General features: G+C 63.7%; 15 protein-coding genes and 1 pseudogene. 8 read left to right on the top strand and 8 right to left on the bottom strand.

Annotated features, from left to right (window positions below; translation table 11 throughout):
* Positions 1-142: 142 nt before the first annotated feature.
* Positions 143-2,422, bottom strand: a complete 2,280-nt coding sequence (locus NKJ09_RS19810) for an NADP-dependent malic enzyme (protein WP_023717919.1) — start codon at positions 2,420-2,422, stop codon at positions 143-145.
* A gap of 203 nt (positions 2,423-2,625) precedes the next feature.
* Between NKJ09_RS19810 and mutS the strand changes: the two genes are divergently transcribed.
* Positions 2,626-5,274 (top strand): DNA mismatch repair protein MutS, encoded by a 2,649-nt coding sequence (gene mutS / locus NKJ09_RS19815; RefSeq protein ID WP_352763390.1) that lies wholly within the window; start codon positions 2,626-2,628, stop codon positions 5,272-5,274.
* 253 nt (positions 5,275-5,527) lie between these two features.
* On the opposite strand, the gene NKJ09_RS19820 is transcribed toward mutS, so the two are convergent.
* From NKJ09_RS19820 to NKJ09_RS19830, 3 genes are all read right to left on the bottom strand, one after another.
* Positions 5,528-6,373 carry an aldo/keto reductase gene (locus NKJ09_RS19820; protein WP_023717917.1) on the bottom strand — a complete coding sequence of 282 codons (846 nt, stop codon included), beginning with the start codon at positions 6,371-6,373 and terminating at the stop codon, positions 5,528-5,530.
* Between the two features lie 109 nt (positions 6,374-6,482).
* The gene (gene copM / locus NKJ09_RS19825) at positions 6,483-6,869 is read right to left on the bottom strand and encodes a CopM family metallochaperone (RefSeq protein WP_023676379.1); all 387 of its coding nucleotides are present in this window, start codon (positions 6,867-6,869) and stop codon (positions 6,483-6,485) included.
* A 43-nt stretch (positions 6,870-6,912) separates the two neighbouring features.
* Complete coding sequence (locus NKJ09_RS19830; RefSeq protein WP_352493726.1) at positions 6,913-9,417, bottom strand: heavy metal translocating P-type ATPase; 2,505 nt, start codon at positions 9,415-9,417, stop codon at positions 6,913-6,915.
* A gap of 227 nt (positions 9,418-9,644) precedes the next feature.
* On the opposite strand from NKJ09_RS19830, the gene NKJ09_RS19835 reads away from it, so the two are divergent.
* The 5 genes from NKJ09_RS19835 to NKJ09_RS19855 all read left to right on the top strand — a co-directional run bounded on the left by NKJ09_RS19835 (position 9,645) and on the right by NKJ09_RS19855 (position 16,997).
* The gene (locus tag NKJ09_RS19835) at positions 9,645-12,443 is read left to right on the top strand and encodes a [protein-PII] uridylyltransferase (protein ID WP_352483311.1); all 2,799 of its coding nucleotides are present in this window, start codon (positions 9,645-9,647) and stop codon (positions 12,441-12,443) included.
* Between the two features lie 46 nt (positions 12,444-12,489).
* Positions 12,490-14,088: a murein biosynthesis integral membrane protein MurJ gene (murJ, locus tag NKJ09_RS19840; protein WP_352493727.1), complete on the top strand. Its 1,599-nt coding sequence runs from the start codon at positions 12,490-12,492 to the stop codon at positions 14,086-14,088.
* Positions 14,089-14,381: 293 nt separating this feature from the next.
* Positions 14,382-15,464, top strand: a complete 1,083-nt coding sequence (gene trpS / locus NKJ09_RS19845) for a tryptophan--tRNA ligase (RefSeq protein ID WP_352493729.1) — start codon at positions 14,382-14,384, stop codon at positions 15,462-15,464.
* Between the two features lie 193 nt (positions 15,465-15,657).
* Positions 15,658-16,149: a universal stress protein gene (locus NKJ09_RS19850; protein ID WP_023717912.1), complete on the top strand. Its 492-nt coding sequence runs from the start codon at positions 15,658-15,660 to the stop codon at positions 16,147-16,149.
* Positions 16,150-16,427: 278 nt separating this feature from the next.
* Complete coding sequence (locus NKJ09_RS19855) at positions 16,428-16,997, top strand: NifU family protein (protein ID WP_023676386.1); 570 nt, start codon at positions 16,428-16,430, stop codon at positions 16,995-16,997.
* A gap of 167 nt (positions 16,998-17,164) precedes the next feature.
* On the opposite strand, the gene NKJ09_RS19860 is transcribed toward NKJ09_RS19855, so the two are convergent.
* On the bottom strand, positions 17,165-17,782 hold the full coding sequence (locus NKJ09_RS19860) for a L,D-transpeptidase (protein ID WP_023717909.1): 618 nt from the start codon (positions 17,780-17,782) through the stop codon (positions 17,165-17,167).
* A 222-nt stretch (positions 17,783-18,004) separates the two neighbouring features.
* Between NKJ09_RS19860 and NKJ09_RS19865 the strand changes: the two are divergent.
* A pseudogene (locus NKJ09_RS19865) lies at positions 18,005-18,088 on the top strand (Cu(I)-responsive transcriptional regulator); the annotation flags it as partial.
* 54 nt (positions 18,089-18,142) lie between these two features.
* Here the strand turns inward: NKJ09_RS19865 and NKJ09_RS19870 are convergent.
* The 3 genes from NKJ09_RS19870 to NKJ09_RS19880 form a co-directional block, all read right to left on the bottom strand.
* Positions 18,143-18,268, bottom strand: coding sequence for a hypothetical protein (locus NKJ09_RS19870; protein WP_352483308.1), 126 nt, complete (start codon positions 18,266-18,268; stop codon positions 18,143-18,145).
* Positions 18,269-18,397 (bottom strand): hypothetical protein, encoded by a 129-nt coding sequence (locus NKJ09_RS19875; RefSeq protein ID WP_352483307.1) that lies wholly within the window; start codon positions 18,395-18,397, stop codon positions 18,269-18,271.
* 162 nt (positions 18,398-18,559) lie between these two features.
* On the bottom strand, positions 18,560-18,886 hold the full coding sequence (locus NKJ09_RS19880; protein WP_352483306.1) for a GYD domain-containing protein: 327 nt from the start codon (positions 18,884-18,886) through the stop codon (positions 18,560-18,562).
* A gap of 152 nt (positions 18,887-19,038) precedes the next feature.
* Between NKJ09_RS19880 and NKJ09_RS19885 the strand changes: the two genes are divergently transcribed.
* On the top strand, positions 19,039-19,338 hold the full coding sequence (locus NKJ09_RS19885) for a DUF1330 domain-containing protein (RefSeq protein WP_023717905.1): 300 nt from the start codon (positions 19,039-19,041) through the stop codon (positions 19,336-19,338).
* The last annotated feature ends 674 nt before the right edge of the window (positions 19,339-20,012 follow it).

Genomic DNA, 20,012 nt, shown 5'->3' on the forward strand with positions numbered 1-20,012 from the left:
CCGCCTGAAACCCCAAACAAGACGTCAAATCCCCCGCAAACAAGCGAACAACCGCCGCAACCCCGCCGCCGCAAGCTTTTGCTCATGACTGCGCAACAGGTCCACAAGGGGAGAAGGAAAGGGCGCTGCCGCTACGTGCCCCTCAAGCCCCAGCGCTATACGCCGCGATCGCCGCCATATTGACGATGTCCGAATCCTTGGCATTCAGCGAGACGATCTGAACCGGCTTGTTCAGGCCGACCAGCAGCGGGCCGATGACGGTCGAGCCGCCGAGTTCCTGCAGCATCTTGGTCGAGATCGAGGCCGAGTGGAAAGCCGGCATGATCAGCACATTGGCCGGACCGGTGAGGCGGATGAACGGATATTGCGCCATGGCACGGGCGTTGAGCGCCACGTCGGCGGCCATTTCGCCGTCATACTCGAAATCGACGCGCCGCTTGTCGAGGATGCGCACCGCTTCCTGGACGCGCTCGGAGCGCTCGCCTTGCGGATGGCCGAAGGTCGAATAGGCGAGCATGGCGAGCCTCGGCTCGTAGCCCATGCGGCGGGCGAAGCCGGCGGCCTCCTCGGCGATGTCGGCGATCTGTTCAGCGTTCGGCATGTCGTGCACGGCGGTGTCGGCGACAAGCACGGTGCGACCCCGCGCCAGCACGATCGACACGCCGATGACGCAATGGCCGGGCCTTGCGTCGATGACGCGGCGGATGTCGTCGAGCGCCGTCGAATAGTTGCGGGTAACGCCGGTGACGATGCCGTCGGCATCGCCCAGCGCCACCATGCAGGCGGCGAAATGGTTGCGGTCGTTGTTGATCAGCCGCTGGCAGTCGCGGAACAGGAAGCCTTTGCGCTGCATGCGCTCGTAGAGATAATCGGTGTAGACGGAGTTGCGCCGCGACAGCCGCGCATTGATGATCTCGATGCCTTGCTTGCCGAGGTCGATGCCGGCATTCCGGGCGTTTTCCTTGATGATGTCGTCGCGGCCGAGCAGGATGGCGGTGCCGAGCCGCTGGTTCACATAGGAGACGGCGGCGCGCATCACCTGCTCCTCCTCGCCCTCGGCAAAGACGATGCGCTTGGGCTGGCGGCGCACGCGGTCGTAGATGCGCTGCAGCGTCGAGGCGATCGGGTCGCGGCGGGCGGAAAGCTCCTGCGCGTAGCGGTCGAGATCGAGGATCGGCTTGCGCGCGACGCCGGAGTCCATCGCCGCCTTGGCGACCGCGATCGGGATCGCCGAGATCAGCCGCGGGTCGAACGGCACCGGGATGATGTAGTTGGGGCCGAATTTCGGCCGGTTGCCCTGATAGGCGGCGGCGACGTCGTCGGGCACGTCCTGGCGCGCCAGCTCCGCCAGCGCCCGGGCGGCGGCGATCTTCATGTCGTCGTTGATGGTGGTCGCCCGCACATCGAGCGCGCCGCGGAAAATGTAGGGGAAGCCAAGCACGTTGTTGACCTGGTTGGGATAGTCGGACCGTCCGGTCGCCATGATGGCGTCGGTGCGGATCTCGGCGACCTCCTCCGGTGTGATCTCGGGGTCGGGATTGGCCATGGCGAAGATGATCGGGTTCTTGGCCATCGACTGCACCATCCTGGTGGTCAGCGTGCCCTTGGCCGAGAGGCCGAGGAACACGTCGGCGCCGTCCAGCGCCTCGGCCAGCGAGCGCGCGCCGGTTTTGACGGCATGCGCCGATTTCCACTGGTTCATGCCTTCGGTGCGGCCCTGGAAGACGACGCCTTTGGTGTCGCAAAGGATGATATTCTCAGGCGCAAAGCCCATCGCCTTCATCAATTCGATGCAGGCGATGCCGGCAGCACCGGCGCCGTTGCAGACCATTTTCGTGGTCTTCATGTCGCGGCCGGTGATTTCCAGCGCGTTAATCAGCCCGGCGGCCGAGATGATGGCGGTGCCGTGCTGGTCGTCATGGAACACCGGTATGTCCATCAATTCGCGCAGCCGCTGCTCGATGATGAAGCATTCCGGTGCCTTGATGTCCTCGAGGTTGATGCCGCCGAAGGAGGGGCCGAGAAAGCGCACGCAGTTGATGAATTCGTCGGCATCCTCGGTGTCGACCTCGAGGTCGATGGAATCGACATCGGCGAAGCGCTTGAACAGCACCGCCTTGCCTTCCATCACCGGCTTCGAGGCCAGCGCGCCGAGATTGCCGAGGCCGAGGATAGCGGTGCCGTTGGAGATGACGGCGACCATGTTGCCGCGAACCGTGTAGTCGAAGGCGCGGCTCGGGTCCTCGGCGATGGCGAGAACCGGCACCGCGACGCCCGGCGAATAGGCGAGGCTGAGATCGCGCTGCGTCGCCATCGGTTTTGTGGCGACGATCTCCAGCTTGCCCGGACGGCCCATGGCGTGGAATTCCAGCGCCTCCTGGGCGCTGACTGAGGGCCCGTTGCTTTCGGTTTTCTTGGCCATGGTACTCTTGGTTTCCTCGCCCGTACGGCACCGCTTGAGATGGGTGCGCATGCTTTCTTTTGTGGAAGGTTCGGGATTAAGGCTACACTTCGCCGCTGTAAACCGCCAAGCATGGCTTGGAAAATTTTGGAAGCAGCTTTTTGAACGACGAGACGCCCATTCGAAGCGACAACGCCACGCCGGCCTTCGCGCCGGCGACGCCGATGATGGAGCAGTACATCGAGATCAAGGCGGCGAACCCGGATTCGCTGCTGTTCTACCGCATGGGCGATTTCTACGAGCTGTTCTTCGACGATGCCGAGAAGGCAAGCCGGGCGCTCGGCATCGTGCTGACCAAGCGCGGCAAGCACCAGGGGCTCGACATCCCGATGTGCGGCGTGCCGGTGCACCCCGCCCCCGATAATTTGCAGAAGCTGATCGGCCAGGGGTTCCGCGTCGCCGTCTGCGAGCAGATCGAGGATCCAGCCGAGGCCAGGAAGCGCGGCGGCAAATCGGTGGTGCGCCGCGATGTTGTGCGGCTGGTGACGCCAGGCACCATCACCGAGGACAAACTGCTGGCGCCGTCGGAATCGAGTTTTCTGATGGCGCTGGGACGGGTCAAGGGCGGCGCCGAGCATTCCTTCGCGTTGGCCTGGATCGAGATCTCGACCGGTGTCTTCCGCGTCGCTGAAACCACCGCCGACCGGCTGCTCGCCGACGTCTTCCGTGTCGATCCGCGCGAGCTGATCGTCGCCGAACCGGTGTTTTACGACCCGGAGCTGAAACCGGTGTTCGACGTGCTCGGCCGCGTCGCCAGCCCGCAGCCGCCGTCGCTGTTCGATTCGGCTTCGGCCGCCGGCCGCATCGCCCGCTTCTTCGAGGTGGCGACGCCTGACAGTTTCGGCTCGTTTTCGCGCGCCGAGCTGTCGGCGATCTCAGGCGTCATCGCGTATGTCGAGAAGACGCAGAAAGCGGAGCGGCCGCCGCTGTCGCGGCCGGAGCGCGAGGAGCAGGGATCGACACTGTTCATCGACCCGGCGACGCGCGCCAATCTGGAGCTGCTGCGCACGCTGTCCGGCAGCCGCGAGGGGTCGCTGTTCAAGGCGATCGACCGCACGGTGACCGGTGGCGGCGCAAGGCTGCTCGCTGACCGGCTGATGGCGCCGCTGACCGACCCGGCGGCAATCGCTGCAAGGCTGGATTCGGTGTCGTTCTTCCGCTCCGAGACGCGCCTCTGCCAGGCGGTGCGGGCCAGCCTGAAGAGCGTCGCCGACATGCCGCGCGCGCTGTCCAGGCTGGCGCTCAACCGCGGGGGTCCGCGCGATCTCGGCGCGCTGCGCGCCGGTTTCGAAGCGGCCGGCGCCATCGCCGGACTGTTCGGGCAAACCGCCTTGCCCGCCGAACTGGCGGCGGCGCTAGCGGCCATCAAGGCACTGCCCGGCGCGCTGGCGACGCATCTGGCACAGGCGCTCAGCGACGAGCTGCCGCTGCTCAAGCGCGACGGCGGCTTCGTCCGTTCCGGTTACCACGCCGAACTCGATGAGATGCGGGCACTGCGCGACGAGTCGCGAAAAGTGATCGCCGGGCTGGAGCGCTCGCTGATCGACGAGACCGGCATCCGCTCGCTGAAGATCAGGCACAACAATGTGCTGGGATACTACATCGAAGTCACCGCCAACCACCATGCGCTGATGACCGGCAGCGACGGCGCCAAGGCGCGCTTCATCCACCGCCAGACCATGGCCAACGCCATGCGCTTCACCACCACGGAACTCGCCGAGCTGGAATCGAAGATCGCCAATGCCGCCGACCGGGCGCTGGCGATCGAGCTTGCCGCTTTCGAGGCGCTGACGGCGGAAGTCGTCGGCCAGGCCGACAGGATCCGCGCCGGCGCCGAAGCGCTCGCCGCGCTCGACGTTTCGGCAGCCCTTGCCTTGCTTTCCGAAAGCGAGGCCTGGTGCCGGCCGCTGGTCGATGCGAGCCTTGCCTTCGAGATTTCGGGCGGACGCCATCCGGTGGTCGAACAGGCACTGCGGCGTTCCGGCGAAGGCCCGTTCGTCGCCAATGATTGCGATCTGTCGCCGCAAGGCGATGCCAAGGCCGGCGCGATCTGGCTGCTGACCGGCCCCAATATGGGCGGCAAGTCGACCTTTCTCAGGCAAAACGCGCTGATCGCCATCCTTGCCCAGACCGGCTCCTTCGTGCCGGCGGCATCAGCCCATATCGGCGTCGTCGACCGGCTGTTTTCGCGGGTCGGCGCCTCCGACGATCTGGCGCGCGGCCGCTCGACCTTCATGGTCGAGATGGTCGAGACAGCGGCGATCCTCAACCAGGCCGGCGAACGCGCACTGGTCATCCTCGACGAGATCGGCCGCGGCACCGCCACCTTCGATGGCCTCTCGATCGCCTGGGCGGCGGTCGAATATTTGCACGAGAAAAACCGCTGCCGGGCGATCTTCGCCACGCATTTCCACGAGATGACGGCGTTGGCCGGAAAACTGCCGCGGCTCTCCAACGTCACCATGCGGGTCAAGGAATGGGAGGGCGACGTGGTCTTCCTGCACGAGGTCGGCAAGGGTGCCGCCGACCGTTCCTACGGCGTCCAGGTAGCGCGGCTGGCCGGCCTGCCGGAAGCCGTCGTCGGCCGGGCCAAAGAAGTGCTGCACCAGCTTGAAGCCGGCGAGGTTTCGGGCAAGGCCAACCGCCTGGTCGACGACCTGCCGCTGTTTTCCGTGGCGGCGAAGCGGGAAGCGTCGAAGCCGGCCAGGAGTGATGGGCTGGGTGAAGCGCTAGCGGAGATCAATCCCGACGAGATGACGCCACGCGAGGCGCTGGAAGCGCTGTACCGGCTGAAGGGGATGGTGGGGAAGTAGTTGTTTTTGCGGTCGGAGCGGCGTCGCTGGAACCGCCAATCTCCCCCCTCGTGGGGGAGATGTCCGGCAGGGCAGAGGGGGGCGCTGTCCCGCCAACCTTCGACCGACCGAAATCGCGCACTCATGCCAATTCTCGGCTGGGCAAGCGTTGAGCCCAAAGCAGGCGATCCTTCACGCCCCCCTCTGCCCTGCCGGGCATCTCCCCCACGAGGGGGGAGATCGGCAGCCTCAACGTCCCGCTTGTCTGATGCCTCTAGATCATCGCCAGGCCCGACTTCCGCCTCGGCGGTGGGAAGGCGCGGTCAATTTCGGCGAAATCTTCGCTCGTGAGCTCGATGTCCAACGCCGCGACATTCTGCCGGATATGCTCCGGGCGGCTAGCTTTGGGAATCGCGATCACCCCGTCCTGCGCCATCACCCAGGCAAGCGCGATCTGCGCCGGCGTCGCACCGTGGCGAGCGGCGATGGCATCTAACCTGGCATTGCGCGCCAATACCCCCTGATCGACCGGCGAATAGGCCATCAGCGGCATACCGCGTTGCCGGCTCCACGGGGCGAGGTCGAACTCGACGCCGCGCTGCGACAGATTGTAGAGCACCTGATTGGTCTGGACGTTGCCGCCGGCCGGCAATCGGACCAGCTCTTCCATCTCGCCGGTATCGAAATTGCTGACGCCCCAATGGCGGATCTTGCCGGCTGCCTTCAACGCTTCGAATGCCTCGACCGTTTCCGTCAAGGGCACGCTGCCCGGCCAATGCAGCAAATAAAGATCGATGCGGTCGGTGGCGAGATGCCTCAGGCTGTTCTCGCAGGCCCGTTTCACGCCGGCGCGCGAGGCATTGGACGGCAGCACCTTGGAGACCAGGAAAACCTCGTCGCGGCGACCAGCGATGGCCTCCGCCACCACCTCCTCGGCACCGCCGCTGGCATACATTTCGGCGGTGTCGATCAGCGTCATGCCGAGATCCAGCCCGAGCTTCAGGGCATTGGCCTCGTCGGTACGGCGGCGGCCGTCTTCGCCCATCTTCCAGGTGCCCTGGCCGAGCACCGGCACGGCTTCGCCGCAGGGCAGGGTGGTCGTTCGTATCGTCGATGGCATGGCATGCTCCAGTCCGAGGCCCGGATAGCACCATAGCCGCCAAGGGAAATCCAGGTGAAGCAGAAATCCAGGTGAAGCCTCTCGCCTGGATTCCCCGACAGCGTGACGCCTACTTCACCGGATGGGCGGCGAGCCAGTCCTGCATCTGCTTGATCTCGGCTTGCTGCGCGGCGATCACCGCTTCGGCCAGCTTGCGGATTTCCGGATCCTTGCCATTGGCGAGCTCGACCTTGGCCATGTCGATGGCAGCCTGGTGATGCGGGATCATGCCGCGGGCGAAATCGACATCGGCATTGCCGGAATATTCGATCGCCATCATGTCGGTATGCATCTTGTCCATCGCCGCCTTGTAGCCCTCGGTCGAGGGGCTCTGCGCGCCCATGGCGCCCATGTCGTGCTTCATCTCCTCGGCTTGTGCAGGAACGCTTTCGAGGAAAACAGCAAGCAGCATTCCCGCCGCCATCATCAGCAGCACGATCTTCTTGGCCAAGGTCATTCATCGTCTCCTTTTTTGAACAGGGTGTATCTGGAAGTTTTACTCAGAGTTTCAATGTCCTGAGCCGCAATGCGTTGGCGATGACCGAAACCGAAGACAGGCTCATCGCCGCCGCCGCAATCATCGGCGACAACAGCGTGCCGGTGAGCGGATAAAGCACGCCGGCAGCCACCGGCACGCCAAGCACATTGTAGAGAAAAGCGAAAAACAGGTTCTGGCGGATGTTGCGGATCGTCGCGCGGGCCAGCGTCCTGGCCCTGACGATACCGTTGAGATCGCCCTTGACCAGCGTAATCCCCGCACTTTCGACCGCAACATCGGCGCCGGTGCCCATGGCGATGCCGACATCGGCGGCGGCAAGTGCCGGCGCATCGTTGACGCCATCGCCGGCCATGGCGACGCCGGCACCGCCGGCGCGCAACTCCTCGACCAGCGCGTTCTTCTGTTCGGGCAAAAGCCCGGCATGCACCGTGTCGATGCCGAGCTTGGCGGCGATGGCCTTGGCGGTGCGCTCATTGTCGCCGGTCGCCATGACGATCTTCAGCCCGCTGTCATGCAGCGCCTTGATCGCCTCGGCGGTGGTCGCCTTGATCGGGTCGGCGACGGCGACGAGGCCGGCGAGCTTGCTTGCGACAGCGACGAACATCGCGGTCTTGCCGTCGGACTGCAGCGCCTCGGCACTGGCCAGGACCGAAGCCGTATCGATGCCGAGATCGGCCATCATCGCGGCATTGCCAAGCGCCACCTTCTGTCCCGAAACCGTGCCGGAAACACCCTTGCCGGTGACAGCCTCGAAACCGCTCGCGTCGGGGACCTTCACCCCGCGTCCGCGGGCGCCGTCAACGATCGCCTCGGCCAGCGGATGCTCCGAGCCTTTTTCCAGCCCGGCGGCGAGCGCCAGCAACTCGTCTTGCGCCATGCCTTCGACGGCAACGACGTCGGTCAGTCGCGGCCGGCCTTCGGTCAGCGTTCCCGTCTTGTCGACGATCAGCGTATCGACCGAGGCAAAGCGCTCGAGCGCCGCCGCTTCCTTGATCAGCACGCCGGCATGCGCGCCGCGCCCGGTGGCGGTCATGATCGACATTGGCGTCGCAAGGCCGAGTGCACACGGACAGGCGATGATCAGAACCGAGACCGCCGAGACGATGGCAAACACCAGGCTGGGTTCCGGTCCGACGATCGCCCAGGCTACAAACGCAATGATCGCAACGAGAACAACGGCCGGGACGAAGTAGAACGAGACGCGGTCGGCCAACCCCTGGATCGGCGCGCGCGACCGCTGCGCCTTGGCGACCAGTTCGACGATGCGCGCCAGTGTCGTCTCGGCGCCGATCTTTTCGGCGCGCATGATCAGTGAGCCATTCTTGTTGAGCGTGCCGCCGGTGAGGTTGTCGCCTTCGGTCTTTTCGACCGGCAGCGGCTCGCCCGTGATCATCGATTCGTCGACGGAAGAGCGCCCTTCAAGCACAATGCCGTCGACCGGTACAGCGTCACCTGGGCGGATGCGCAGGCGGTCGCCGGCCTTGACAATATCGAGCGGCACGTCGTTTTCGGAACCGTCCGCGCCGATCAGCCGCGCCGTCTTCGGCGCCAGGTCGAGCAGCGCACGGATCGCCGAGCCGGTTTTCTCGCGGGCACGCAATTCCAGCACCTGGCCGAGGAACACCAGCGCGACGATTACCGCCGCCGCCTCGAAATAGACCGGCACGGTGCCGTCATGGCCGCGGAACTGGTGCGGAAAGAGGCCTGGAAACAGTGTGGCGACGACACTGTAGAGATAGGCGGCACCGACGCCGAGCGAAATCAGCGTCCACATATTGGGGCTGCGATTGAGGATCGAATCCCAGCCGCGGTGGAAGAACGGGAATGCCGCCCACAGCACCACGGGGCTCGCCAGCGCCAGCTCCAGCCAGACCTTCGCGCGGTCGTCGATGAAGGCCTGGAATGTCAGGCCGAGCATCGGTGCCATGGCGATGACCAGCAACGGCACGGACAGCACCGCGCTCACCCAGAAGCGCCTGGTGAAATCGACCAGTTCGGGGTTAGGCCCCTCGTCGCCGGTCGGCACGCCCATCGGCTCCAGCGCCATGCCGCAGATCGGGCAGGAGCCGGGCTTGTCGCGGATGATTTCGGGATGCATCGGGCAGGTGTATTGCGTGCCCTTGGGCATCGCCTGCGGCGCCGGCTTGTCGCCGAGATATTTTGCCGGCTCGGCCTCGAACTTCGGCTTGCAGCCGGCGGAGCAGAAATAGAAGCCTTGGCCCTCGTGGCGCAAAAAGTGCTTGGCCGTGGCGCGATCGACGCTCATGCCGCAGACGGGATCGGTTGCGGTCAGATATTTTTCAGGTTCGGCGACGAATTTCGAACGGCAGCTTTCGCTGCAGAAATGATAGCGATGGCCGTCATGCCCGGCGGTCGGCTTGCCGGCGGCCGGATCGACGGTCATGCCGCAGACCGGATCCCGGACGACGGCGTCCGCGGCAGGCGAGGCGCTCTTTGCCGAGCAGCAGCTGCCATGGCTGTGATGATCGTGGTCGGAATGCGTCATGCCGAAAGCCCCTGTATTTCGATGTTGCAGCGGAGGTAGTGCTTCCAGTAACTGGAAGGTCAAGGGCCGATTTTCGATTTTTCGCGGCCAGGCCCAAACCGAACCGGCTGCGGGCACGAGACGATCGTCCCGTCGGCGGCCGCGGAGAACGCGTCCGTCCGCCCCATACCCAGCGCCGCGAAAACGCGCTATAGACGCCGCCGAAACGGCGAGGCCGAACGGCATTTATGGCAAGAATATCCCTGAAGCTCGAGGAACTGATCGACGGCGAAGCCTTGCGCCGCGAGATGACCGAACTGACCGCGGCCACGGCAGGCGACGGTTCGGGCAAGGCCGCGCGCGGCGGCGTCCTCAAGCTGCTCAAAAGCCGGCTCGCCGACGGGCGCACTGTCGCCGAACGCATGCTGATGGACGACGGCAGCGGCACCGCCTGCGCCGCCCGGCTGTCGCATCTGATGGATGAGATCATCCGTGCGCTCTACGATTTCGCTGCCACCCATGTCTACCGCGTGAAAAACCCGTCGTCGGCCGAGCGCATGGCGGTCGTCGCCGTCGGCGGCTATGGCCGCGGCACGCTGGCGCCGGGGTCCGACATCGATCTCCTGTTCCTGCTGCCCTACAAGCAGACGCCGTGGGGCGAGCAGATCGTCGAATATATGCTCTACATGCTGTGGGACCTCGGGCTGAAGGTCGGTCACGCGACGCGCAACATCGACGAGTGCCTCAGGCTGTCGCGCACCGACATCACCATCCGCACCTCGATCCTGGAGGCGCGCTTCCTGTGGGGCGAGCAAAAGCTCTATGACGAGCTTCTGCAGCGCTTCGACCACGAGGTGGTGCGCACCACCGGCCCCGAATATGTCCAGGCCAAGCTTGCCGAACGCGACGAGCGTCACGCCAAGGCCGGCGAGAGCCGTTACCTGGTCGAACCTAACGTCAAGGACGGCAAGGGCGGCCTGCGCGACCTGCAGACGCTGTTCTGGATCGCCAAATATTTCTACCGGGTGCGCACCGGCGAGGAACTGGTCGACAAGGGCGTCTTTACCGACGCCGAATACAGGGAATTCCAGAAGGCCGAGGACTTCCTGTGGGCGGTGCGCTGCCACATGCATTTCCTCACCGGCAAGGCGGAGGAGCGGCTGCATTTCGACATCCAGCGCGACATCGCTGAGCGGCTCGGCTACACCACCCATCCCGGCCTGTCGGCGGTCGAGCGCTTCATGAAGCACTACTTCCTCGTCGCCAAGGATGTCGGCGACCTGACCCGCATTTTCTGCGCCGCGCTGGAAGAGGAGCAGGCCAAGCATGTGCCGGGCTTCAACCGCATCTTCCTCACCTTCTCGCGGCGCAAGCGCAAGCTCGCCGGCACGGCCGATTTCATCGTCGACAACCACCGCATCAACATTGCCGACGACGAGGTGTTCGAGCGCGATCCGGTCAACCTGCTCAGGCTGTTTTGGTTTGCCGACAAGCACGGCCTGGAATTCCACCCCGATGCGCTGAAGCTTTTGACCCGCTCTCTCGGCCTCGTCGGCAAGGCGCTCAGGCGCGACGAGGAGGCCAACCGGCTGTTCCTCGACATCTTGACCTCGGACCGCAACGCCGAGCTCAATCTGCGGCGAATGAACGAGGCCGGACTGCTTGCCAAGCTGATCCCGGACTTCGGCAAGATCGTCGCCATGATGCAGTTCTCGATGTATCACCACTACACCGTGGACGAGCATTTGATCCGCTGCATCGGCGTGCTGGCCGAGATCGAGCGCGGCGACGGCGAAAAGGTGCATCCGCTTTCCCACGCGCTGATGCCGGGGCTGAAGAAGAGCCGCGAGGCGCTCTATGTCGCCGTGCTGCTGCACGACATCGCCAAGGGCAGGCCTGAGGACCATTCGCAAGCCGGCGCCAGGATCGCGCGGCGCATCTGCCCGCATATGGGGCTCTCGCCGGCCGACACCGAAACGGTCGCCTGGCTGGTCGAGAACCACCTCGTCATGTCGATGACGGCGCAGACCCGCGATCTCAACGACCGCAAGACGATCGAGGATTTTGCCGCCATCGTGCAGTCGGTCGAACGGCTGAAGATGCTTTTGGTGCTTACCGTCTGCGATATCCGTGGCGTCGGGCCGGGGGTCTGGAACGGTTGGAAAGGCCAGTTGCTGCGCACGCTCTACTACGAGACCGAGCTTTTGTTGACCGGCGGGTTTTCGGAGGTGTCGCGCGCCAAGCGGACGGCGGCGGCGCGCGAGCAACTGGCCGAGGCGCTTGCCGACTGGCCGGAAAAGGCCCGCAAGCGTTATGTCGGCCAGCACTACGAGAACTATCTGCTGGCGGTCGATCTTCCCGACCAGCTGCGCCATGCCGAATTCATCCGCGAGGCCGATCACGCCGGCAAGAAGCTCGCCACCATGGTCAAGACTCACCAGTTCGAGGCGGTGACCGAGATCACGGTGCTGGCGCAGGACCATCCGCGCCTGCTTTCGGTGATTGCCGGCGCCTGCGCGGCGGCCGGCGGCAACATCGTCGACGCGCAGATCTTCACCACTTCGGATGGCCGCGCGCTCGACACCATCCTGATCTCGAGGGAGTTCGACCGCGACGAGGACGAGCGTCGCCGTGCCGAGCGCGTCGGCCGGCTGATCGAAGACGTGCTGTCGGGCAAGAGCTGGCTGCCCGAAATGATCGAGAAGCGCACCAAGCCACGGCGCGGCGCCAAGGTCTTCCGCATCCCGCCACGCGCCGAGATCCGCAACACCCTGTCGAACCGGTTCTCGGTGATCGAGGTCGAAGGACTGGACAGGCCGGGCCTTCTGTCGGAGATCACCGGCATGTTGTCGGACCTGTCGCTCGACATCGCCTCGGCCCACATCACCACCTTCGGCGAAAAGGTCATCGACACGTTCTACGTCACCGATCTCACCGGCCAGAAGATCGACAGCCCGTCGCGTACGGCGACCATCCGCAACAGGCTGATCGCGGTGCTCGAGGGCACGGCGTCCGAGCGCGGCAAGACCAAAACGGCCGCCGAGTGACTGTTACCTTCCATTTGCCCCAATCCCACAGGCAGTCTTCAAGCGCATGAGCCTTGTCAAGAAATTCGCCACGGTCGCTTCCGGCACGCTGATGAGCCGCGCCCTCGGCTTTGGCCGCGAGATGCTGATGGCTGCCGCACTCGGCACCGGGCCGATCGCCGACGCCTTCAACGCCGCCTTCCAGTTTCCCAACACCTTTCGCCGGCTGTTCGCCGAAGGCGCCTTCAACGCCGCCTTCGTGCCGCTGTTCGCCAAAGAGATCGAGACGCACGGCACCGACGGCGCCAAGCGTTTTTCCGAAGAGGTGTTCGGCGTCTTGTTCACCGCGCTTCTGGCGCTGACCATCGCCATGGAATTGGCGATGCCGCTGATCGTGCGCTACCTGGTGGCGCCGGGCTTTGCCGACACGCCCGGAAAATTCGAGATGACGGTGGCACTGGCGACCGTCATGTTCCCTTACCTGATCTGCATGTCGCTCGGCGCCATGATGGCCGGCATGCTGAATTCGCTGCGCCGCTATTTCGCCGCCGCGGTGGCGCCGGTGTTCCTCAACATCATCCTCATCGCCGTGCTTGCCTATGCCTGGTACAAGGGTTCGGACGCCCGCACCGTCGGTTTCGGGCTGGCCTGGGGCGTACTGGCGGCCGGCTTGGTGCAGCTGGCGATCGTCTGGGCGGCGGTGCGCCATGCCGGCATTTCGATCGGCTTCCGCCGGCCGAAGATGACGCCCAGCGTCAAGCGGCTGCTGATCCTGGCACTGCCGGCGGCGATCACCGGCGGCATCACCCAGATCAACCAGCTGATTGGCACGGCGATCGCGTCGGCGCAGGACAGCGCGGTGTCGTCGCTGGCCTATGCCGACCGCGTTTACCAGCTGCCGCTGGGCGTTGTCGGCGTCGCCGTCGCCATCGTGCTTTTGCCGGAACTGTCGCGGGCGCTGAAGTCAGGCAATCTGGTCGAGGCGGCCAATCTGCAGAACCGCTCGGTCGAGTTCACCCTGTTCATGACCTTGCCGGCGGCGGCCGCCCTGCTGGTCATGTCCGAGCCGATCGTGCGGCTGGTCTATGAGCGCGGCGCCTTCGCCGCCAACAATTCGACGCCGACGGTCGCGGCAATCCTGGCGATCTTCGGCCTCGGTCTGCCGGCCTTCGTGCTGATCAAGGCCTTCACCCCAGGCTATTTCGCCCGCGAGGACACGCGCACGCCGATGATTTTCGCCGCCATCTCGGTGGCGGTTAACATTACGACGGCACTGACGCTGTTTCCGACGATGGGCGCGCCCGGCATTGCCGTTGCCTCCGCCGTCGCCGGCTGGGTCAATGCGGCGATGCTGCTGGCCGTGCTGATCCGGCGCGGCCACTGGGGCCGCGACTTGCCGCTCATGAAACGCATCCCGCGGCTGGTGCTGTCGGCGGCGGTGATGGCGGCGGCGCTCTATTTTGCCGAGCACTGGTTCGCCGCAAGTCTCGGCTCGGGCTCGCCGCTGGTGATCAAGGCGGTAACGCTGCTTGCGCTCGTCGCCGGCGGGGCGCTGCTTTACTTCGTCACTGCGTTTGCCACCGGGGGTGCGGATTTCGGCATGATCCGCCGCAATATCGGGCGTAAAGGCTCCCAGCCGGTCAAGGAGCAATCTCCGGATTCGTGAGGCGGAAAATTCGTCAGGTCCAATTTTGTTCTTGCTTTGTGCCTGCAGCTATGCTACTAATTTCCGTATGGTGCTGATTCGCACCGACGACCCCGCCGCAAGGCGGGTTTTTGATTCTGGTCGGCGCCATCCCCTTCAAACAGCCTTCTGTGGCGTCTTGCTCGGCCACGGTCAAAGCCCCGCGCGGCCTAGCCAACACCCCTCTTGATCGTCTCCTCGCTCTCGTCCATAAGCGCGCCGTCGCAAGACTTTCGCCGCGCGCGAAACGGCCCTCCACAAGCCAGGGATACACCATGACCGGCCTCAACCAGCCCGCCTTCAAGCCACTCGTCTTTTCCGGCGTCCAGCCAACCGGCAATCTGCATCTCGGCAATTATCTCGGCGCCATCAAGAAATTCGTCGCCCTGCAGGACACCTCCGACTGCATCTACTGCGTCGTCGACCTGCATTCGCTGACCGCGCAGCTCGTCTATGAGGATCTTCAGGACCAGACGCGTTCGATCACCGCGGCGTTTCTCGCCTCCGGCATCGATCCGACCAAGCACATCGTCTTCAACCAGTCGCGGGTGATGCAGCACGCCGAGCTTGCCTGGATCTTCAACTGCGTGGCGCGCATTGGCTGGATGAACAGGATGACGCAGTTCAAGGACAAGGCCGGCAAGGACCGCGAGAACGCCTCGCTCGGCCTGCTCGCCTACCCCTCCCTGATGGCCGCCGATATCCTCGTCTACCGCGCCACCCATGTGCCGGTCGGCGACGACCAGAAGCAGCATCTGGAGCTGACCCGCGACATTGCGCAGAAATTCAACAACGATTTTTCGGACCGTATCGCGGCGCTTGGTGTCGGCGTCGAGATGCAGGTGGGCGAAGAGACGGTGAACGGCTATTTTCCGCTGACCGAGCCGGTCATCGGCGGCCCGGCGGCGCGCATCATGTCGCTGCGCGACGGTTCGAAAAAGATGTCGAAGTCCGACCCGTCGGACCTGTCGCGCATCAACCTGACCGACGATGCCGACGCCATCTCGAAGAAGATCCGCAAGGCCAAGACGGACCCGGAGGCTTTGCCCGGCGAACTGGACGGGCTTGCCGGCCGGCCGGAAGCGGAAAACCTCGTCGGCATCTATGCCGGCCTCGCCGAAATATCGAAAGAGGCGGTGCTGAAGGAATTCGGCGGCCAGCAGTTTTCGGTGTTCAAGCCGGCGCTGGCCGATCTCGCGGTGGAAAAGCTGGCGCCGATCGCCGGCGAGATGCGCCGCATCTCCGGCGACCGCGCCTATGTCGACGCGGTGCTGCGGGATGGCGGCGAGCGTGCCGGCACATTGGCCGAAGCGACGATGAAGACCGTGCGCGACATTATCGGCCTGCTGCAAGGCTAATTTATGTCGCGCAAAAGTGTGCAGCGGTTTTGCGATAACGACATGCATAAAACAAGAACCTGAAGCGCGTCGCATGAGGCCGGTCGAACGCGACGCGCTTTAAGCTGCACCAACATCGCCACAGCCGCCGGTCGCTTGCGGGCGGGCTGTGGCGGTGGCAGATTGCGGCCGAAAACCATCGAGCAGGGTGAATATGGTCTCCAAACGCCTCAGCCGCGAAGCCGGTCATCGCCGCAAGTTCCTGGCGATCATCGACGACACGCCGGAATGCGAGCGCGCCGTCGCCTACGCCTCGAAGCGGGCGCAAAGCACGGGCGGCGTGCTGGTGCTGCTCTATGTCATCGAGCCGGATGATTTCCAGCACTGGCTGGGCGTCGAGAAGATCATGCGCGAGGAGGCGACCGCCACGGCGCGCGCCGCGCTCGACAGCTACGCCAACAAGGTGCGCCAGAAGCTCGGCATCGAGCCGGAACTGGTGGTGCGCGAAGGCAAGCCGACGGAAGAGATCCACAAGCTGATCGAGGAAGACCAGGACATCGCCATCCTGGTGCTGGCGGCAGGCGCTGGCAAGGAAGGGCCTGGGCCGCTGGTCGGCGCGGTTGCCGGCAAGGGCGCCGCCTTTCCGATTCCAGTGACTGTGGTGCCGCAGAACCTGTCGGACGAGGAGATCGACAGCCTCGCCTGAGATGTGCCGATATTCAGGTGAGGCCGGCCTACAAATGGCGGCTTCCTGCGCTTCCAGTGCTCACGTACCAAAAGTACGCTCCGCTCCGGTTCTCGGAAACCATCATTTTCGGCTCGGCCTGACCTGAATCTCAACACATCTCCAATTGTTTCAGCGAGCTAGCAAAACATTCCACCAGCCAGCCGTTCCCCGCGATGCCTTTCGCTTGAATGTCGGGCGGATAAAGCCTAATTAGAATTATTCCAAACTAGCTGCCCGAAACGGGCACGGAGATGGCCATGTTCATCCAGACCGAGTCGACGCCAAACCCGGCGACGCTGAAATTCCTGCCCGGCAAGGAAGTGCTGCAAGAAGGCACCGCCGATTTCCGTGATGCCGACAGCGCCGCGACGGCTTCGCCGCTGGCCGGCCGTCTGTTCGAGATCCCCGGCGTCACCGGCGTCTTCTTCGGCTATGATTTCATCACCGTGACCAAGGACGGTCCCGACTGGCAGCATCTGAAGCCGGCTATCCTCGGCGCCATCATGGAGCATTTCATGTCCGGCGCCCCGGTGATGGCCAAGGCCGGCCCCGCCGCCGAGACCAGCCAGACCGGCGAATTCTACGACAAGGCCGACGAGGAGCTGGTCGTCACCATCAAGGAGCTGCTCGACACGCGGGTGCGCCCGGCGGTGGCCCAGGATGGCGGCGACATTACCTTCCGCGGCTTCGAGAACGGCACCGTATTCCTGCACATGAAGGGCGCCTGCGCCGGTTGCCCGTCCTCGACGGCGACGCTGAAGCACGGCATCCAGAACCTGCTCCGGCACTTTGTGCCGGAAGTGCAGCACGTCGAACAGGTCTCCTGACGCGCCGTTCCATCGTCAACGTCGATCGACAACAAAAAACCGGGCCAAAGTGCCCGGTTTTCTGTTTGCGACGTCTGTGTGTTGCCTAGACGGTCCGCGTATAAAGCTCTTCTTGTTTGACCATGATCTTGTCCGAAAACCGGGTCCCGCTTTTCGGGATCATGGTCTTACAGCACAATGACCTTGGCGCCGACCGAGGTGCGGTCGTAGAGGTCGATAATGTCCTGGTTCATCAGCCGGATGCAGCCCGACGACATCGCCTTGCCGATCGAATTCCATTCCGGGCTGCCATGCAGGCGGTAGCCCATGTCGCCGCCCTTGTTGAACAGGTACATGGCGCGCGCGCCGAGCGGGTTCTTCAACCCCGGCTCCATGCCGCCGGCAAACTTGGCCAGCTCCGGCTGTCGCCTGATCATCTGCGAAGGCGGCGTCCAGGTCGGCCATTCGCGCTTTAGTGCGATACGGGCGGTGCCGTGCCATTCGAAACCTTCACGGCCGACGCCGATGCCGTAGCGCATCGCTTCGCCGTCGCCCATGACGAAATAGAGGAACTTGTTCTGCGTATCGACGATGATGGTGCCCGGCTTTTCCCTGGTGTCGTAGTCGACGATCTGCCGGCGGTATTTGAACGGCACCTTTTCGATCGGGATGCGCGGCAGATGATAGCCGGCATCGGTCACCGCGCCATAGTTGTTGGTGAAGATCTGAGAGCCGATGGTGCTGCAACCGGCGACAGCCGTCGACAGCGCCAGGGCCGCGACGATTGCAAGTGACTTCATGCGCATGAAAAGGTCCGATGCCTGCCCAAACAACAGCGGCTCGAGTCGGCCGCTTTTTTCATCTTCATTCATGCTGGCATTTGCTTTGCTTGCCAAGCGGGCGATGCCTATATCCTTGGGCTTGCGTGCTGGTAAACCTGCGACTATGGCATTTCGGCAACAGCCCCCGCAGGATTATGCTGCAAAATCAATGGGCCAAGAACAAGAACCCCGAGACGGGGAATCACCATGAATGTCGGTGACGCTGGCTGGCGCTCTGGCCGGCCAGCCAAGGCCATCCGTTACTACGAGGAGATCGGCCTGATCTCGCCTGAGACGCGGCCGCTGCAGGAGATAATCCTGACAAGCCTGGTTCAATAGGCCGGTTCAATAAAGAACGCCGCGAAGCACCGTCCAAGCCAGAAGCCCGAACGTGCCGATCACCACCACTGCACCAAGGACCGTGCCGATCTTTTCAGGCAGTCCATCGGGGCGACCAGGATCGTCGGCCATTCAACTATCGATCATGACGTAGGCGGCACCAAACACGGCAACGATGATTGCCCCAAGCACCGCCCATCCTCTAACGGCCGAGCGGATTTCCTCCGGTGTCGCCGATTTGCGTCCGTCATCGTCCGTCATCTAATGCTCCTCGTAAAAATCCCGTGGCCGACATTGAAAGCGCAAGCTGCCGGCGCTGCCAAGAGGGTGCAGCGGACTCTTTTGCGCAAAAGTTTAGGAGCGTGCGCCGTTCGATAGCAAGCGTTACCTAGCCTTCGACACTCCGCAAAGCACGGGCGGCCGTCACGATCCCGGTGGGCGATACCGGATCGACTTCGCCCTGCCAAGCGCTTCCATCGTCTCTTCGACACTTAGCAGCACGGTGGTCTCGTAGGAGCTGAGCGCGCCTCCCGCACCAATGGCAAGCATGACCGATGCCATGGAGACGTTGTCCGGCGCCTCCCACAGATTCCAGCCGTCGTGTTCTCCGAAGGCATACCAGAACCCGTGCAGCTTTCCGCCCACCGACTCGATGTAGGAGCGGGCAGCCTCGCGTCTGTCCTCGGGGTTGTCCATCAAGCGCGCCCACGTTTCGGGCCTGTAGCTGAATCGCGTGAGATACATCGGCATGGTTCGTCTCCTCCCAGAGCTACCCCCACGAATGTAGTAAAGCGCCCCAATCCGGGAGAACGCGAGTCGTTTCCGAGGCGTAGTACCGCTGGCTTAGTTGCGGGACCGCTAATGGACCTGCTTCAATGCCTTTCCTAAGGGGAGTAAGGTCAATGGCAGCCTATCTTATTGCCGATGTCGACATAACCGACGCCGCCGTTTTCGAGGAATACCGCCGGGACGTGCCTGCAACCGAAGCCCGCTACGGGGGAAGGTACATCGCTCGTGGCGGAGCCACCAAAGTGCTGGAAGGCGATTGGGAGCCTCATCGCCTTGTCATCGTCGAATTTCCCGACATGGCCTCGCTCCTCGCATGGTACGACTCTCCGGAATACGGCCGCCTCAAAGCCATCCGCGAACGCTGTGCAAAGACGAGGATCATTGCTCTGGAGGGCATGATGCCGGTTAGTTAGAGGGGGTTGTCAACCAGATAATCGCCGCCCAGAAGGCGGCTATATATTTGACAAACCCGGATGACCGCTGACCAAAGCTCCGCTACAAATCAGCCGTGACGCCCGCGCCTATTAGTAGTTTCATTGGAGCCATGATCCTCAGTTTGGTTGGGGTTCTAGCCTACCGCTGGTTTGGCCCTATCGCGCTGGTTATTGTCGGAGGCATTGGTCTTCCAGCGGTGCTCGCCTGTTCCTTATACCGATTTGATTTGAAAAACCGGAAGGCGCGTGAGTGGCTTAATCCGACAGACAAGAGCTCCTAGACCAGCACTGGCCCCAGCACAAAGGCGATTATCTGGTTGGCGACCCGCCTTGGCAGCGGCGACAAAACATGATTCAAATGCGGTTGTGTTGGGGGAAAACATGATCCGCATAGCCATCGTTATAGCCATTGCCGTCAGTGCATCGGCATGCACTAGCCAGGCGAACGTTCCTTATGACACGAGTAAAAAAACCTGTAGAATCTATGTTGAGCCGGGGTCAGGCCACAAGCGTGAACTTTGTCTTCCGGACACTCCAAATAAATACTGTGTGCGTGCTTATTATATAAACACACCAGGTGGAGAAAGGGTAATGTGCGGCCCACTAACCCGCAAGGCAACCACTGCCGAGGGTCGTGCCAGACAGCTTGCAGG

The organism is Mesorhizobium sp. M0189 (assembly GCF_040322135.1).
Taxonomy (GTDB): domain Bacteria; phylum Pseudomonadota; class Alphaproteobacteria; order Rhizobiales; family Rhizobiaceae; genus Mesorhizobium.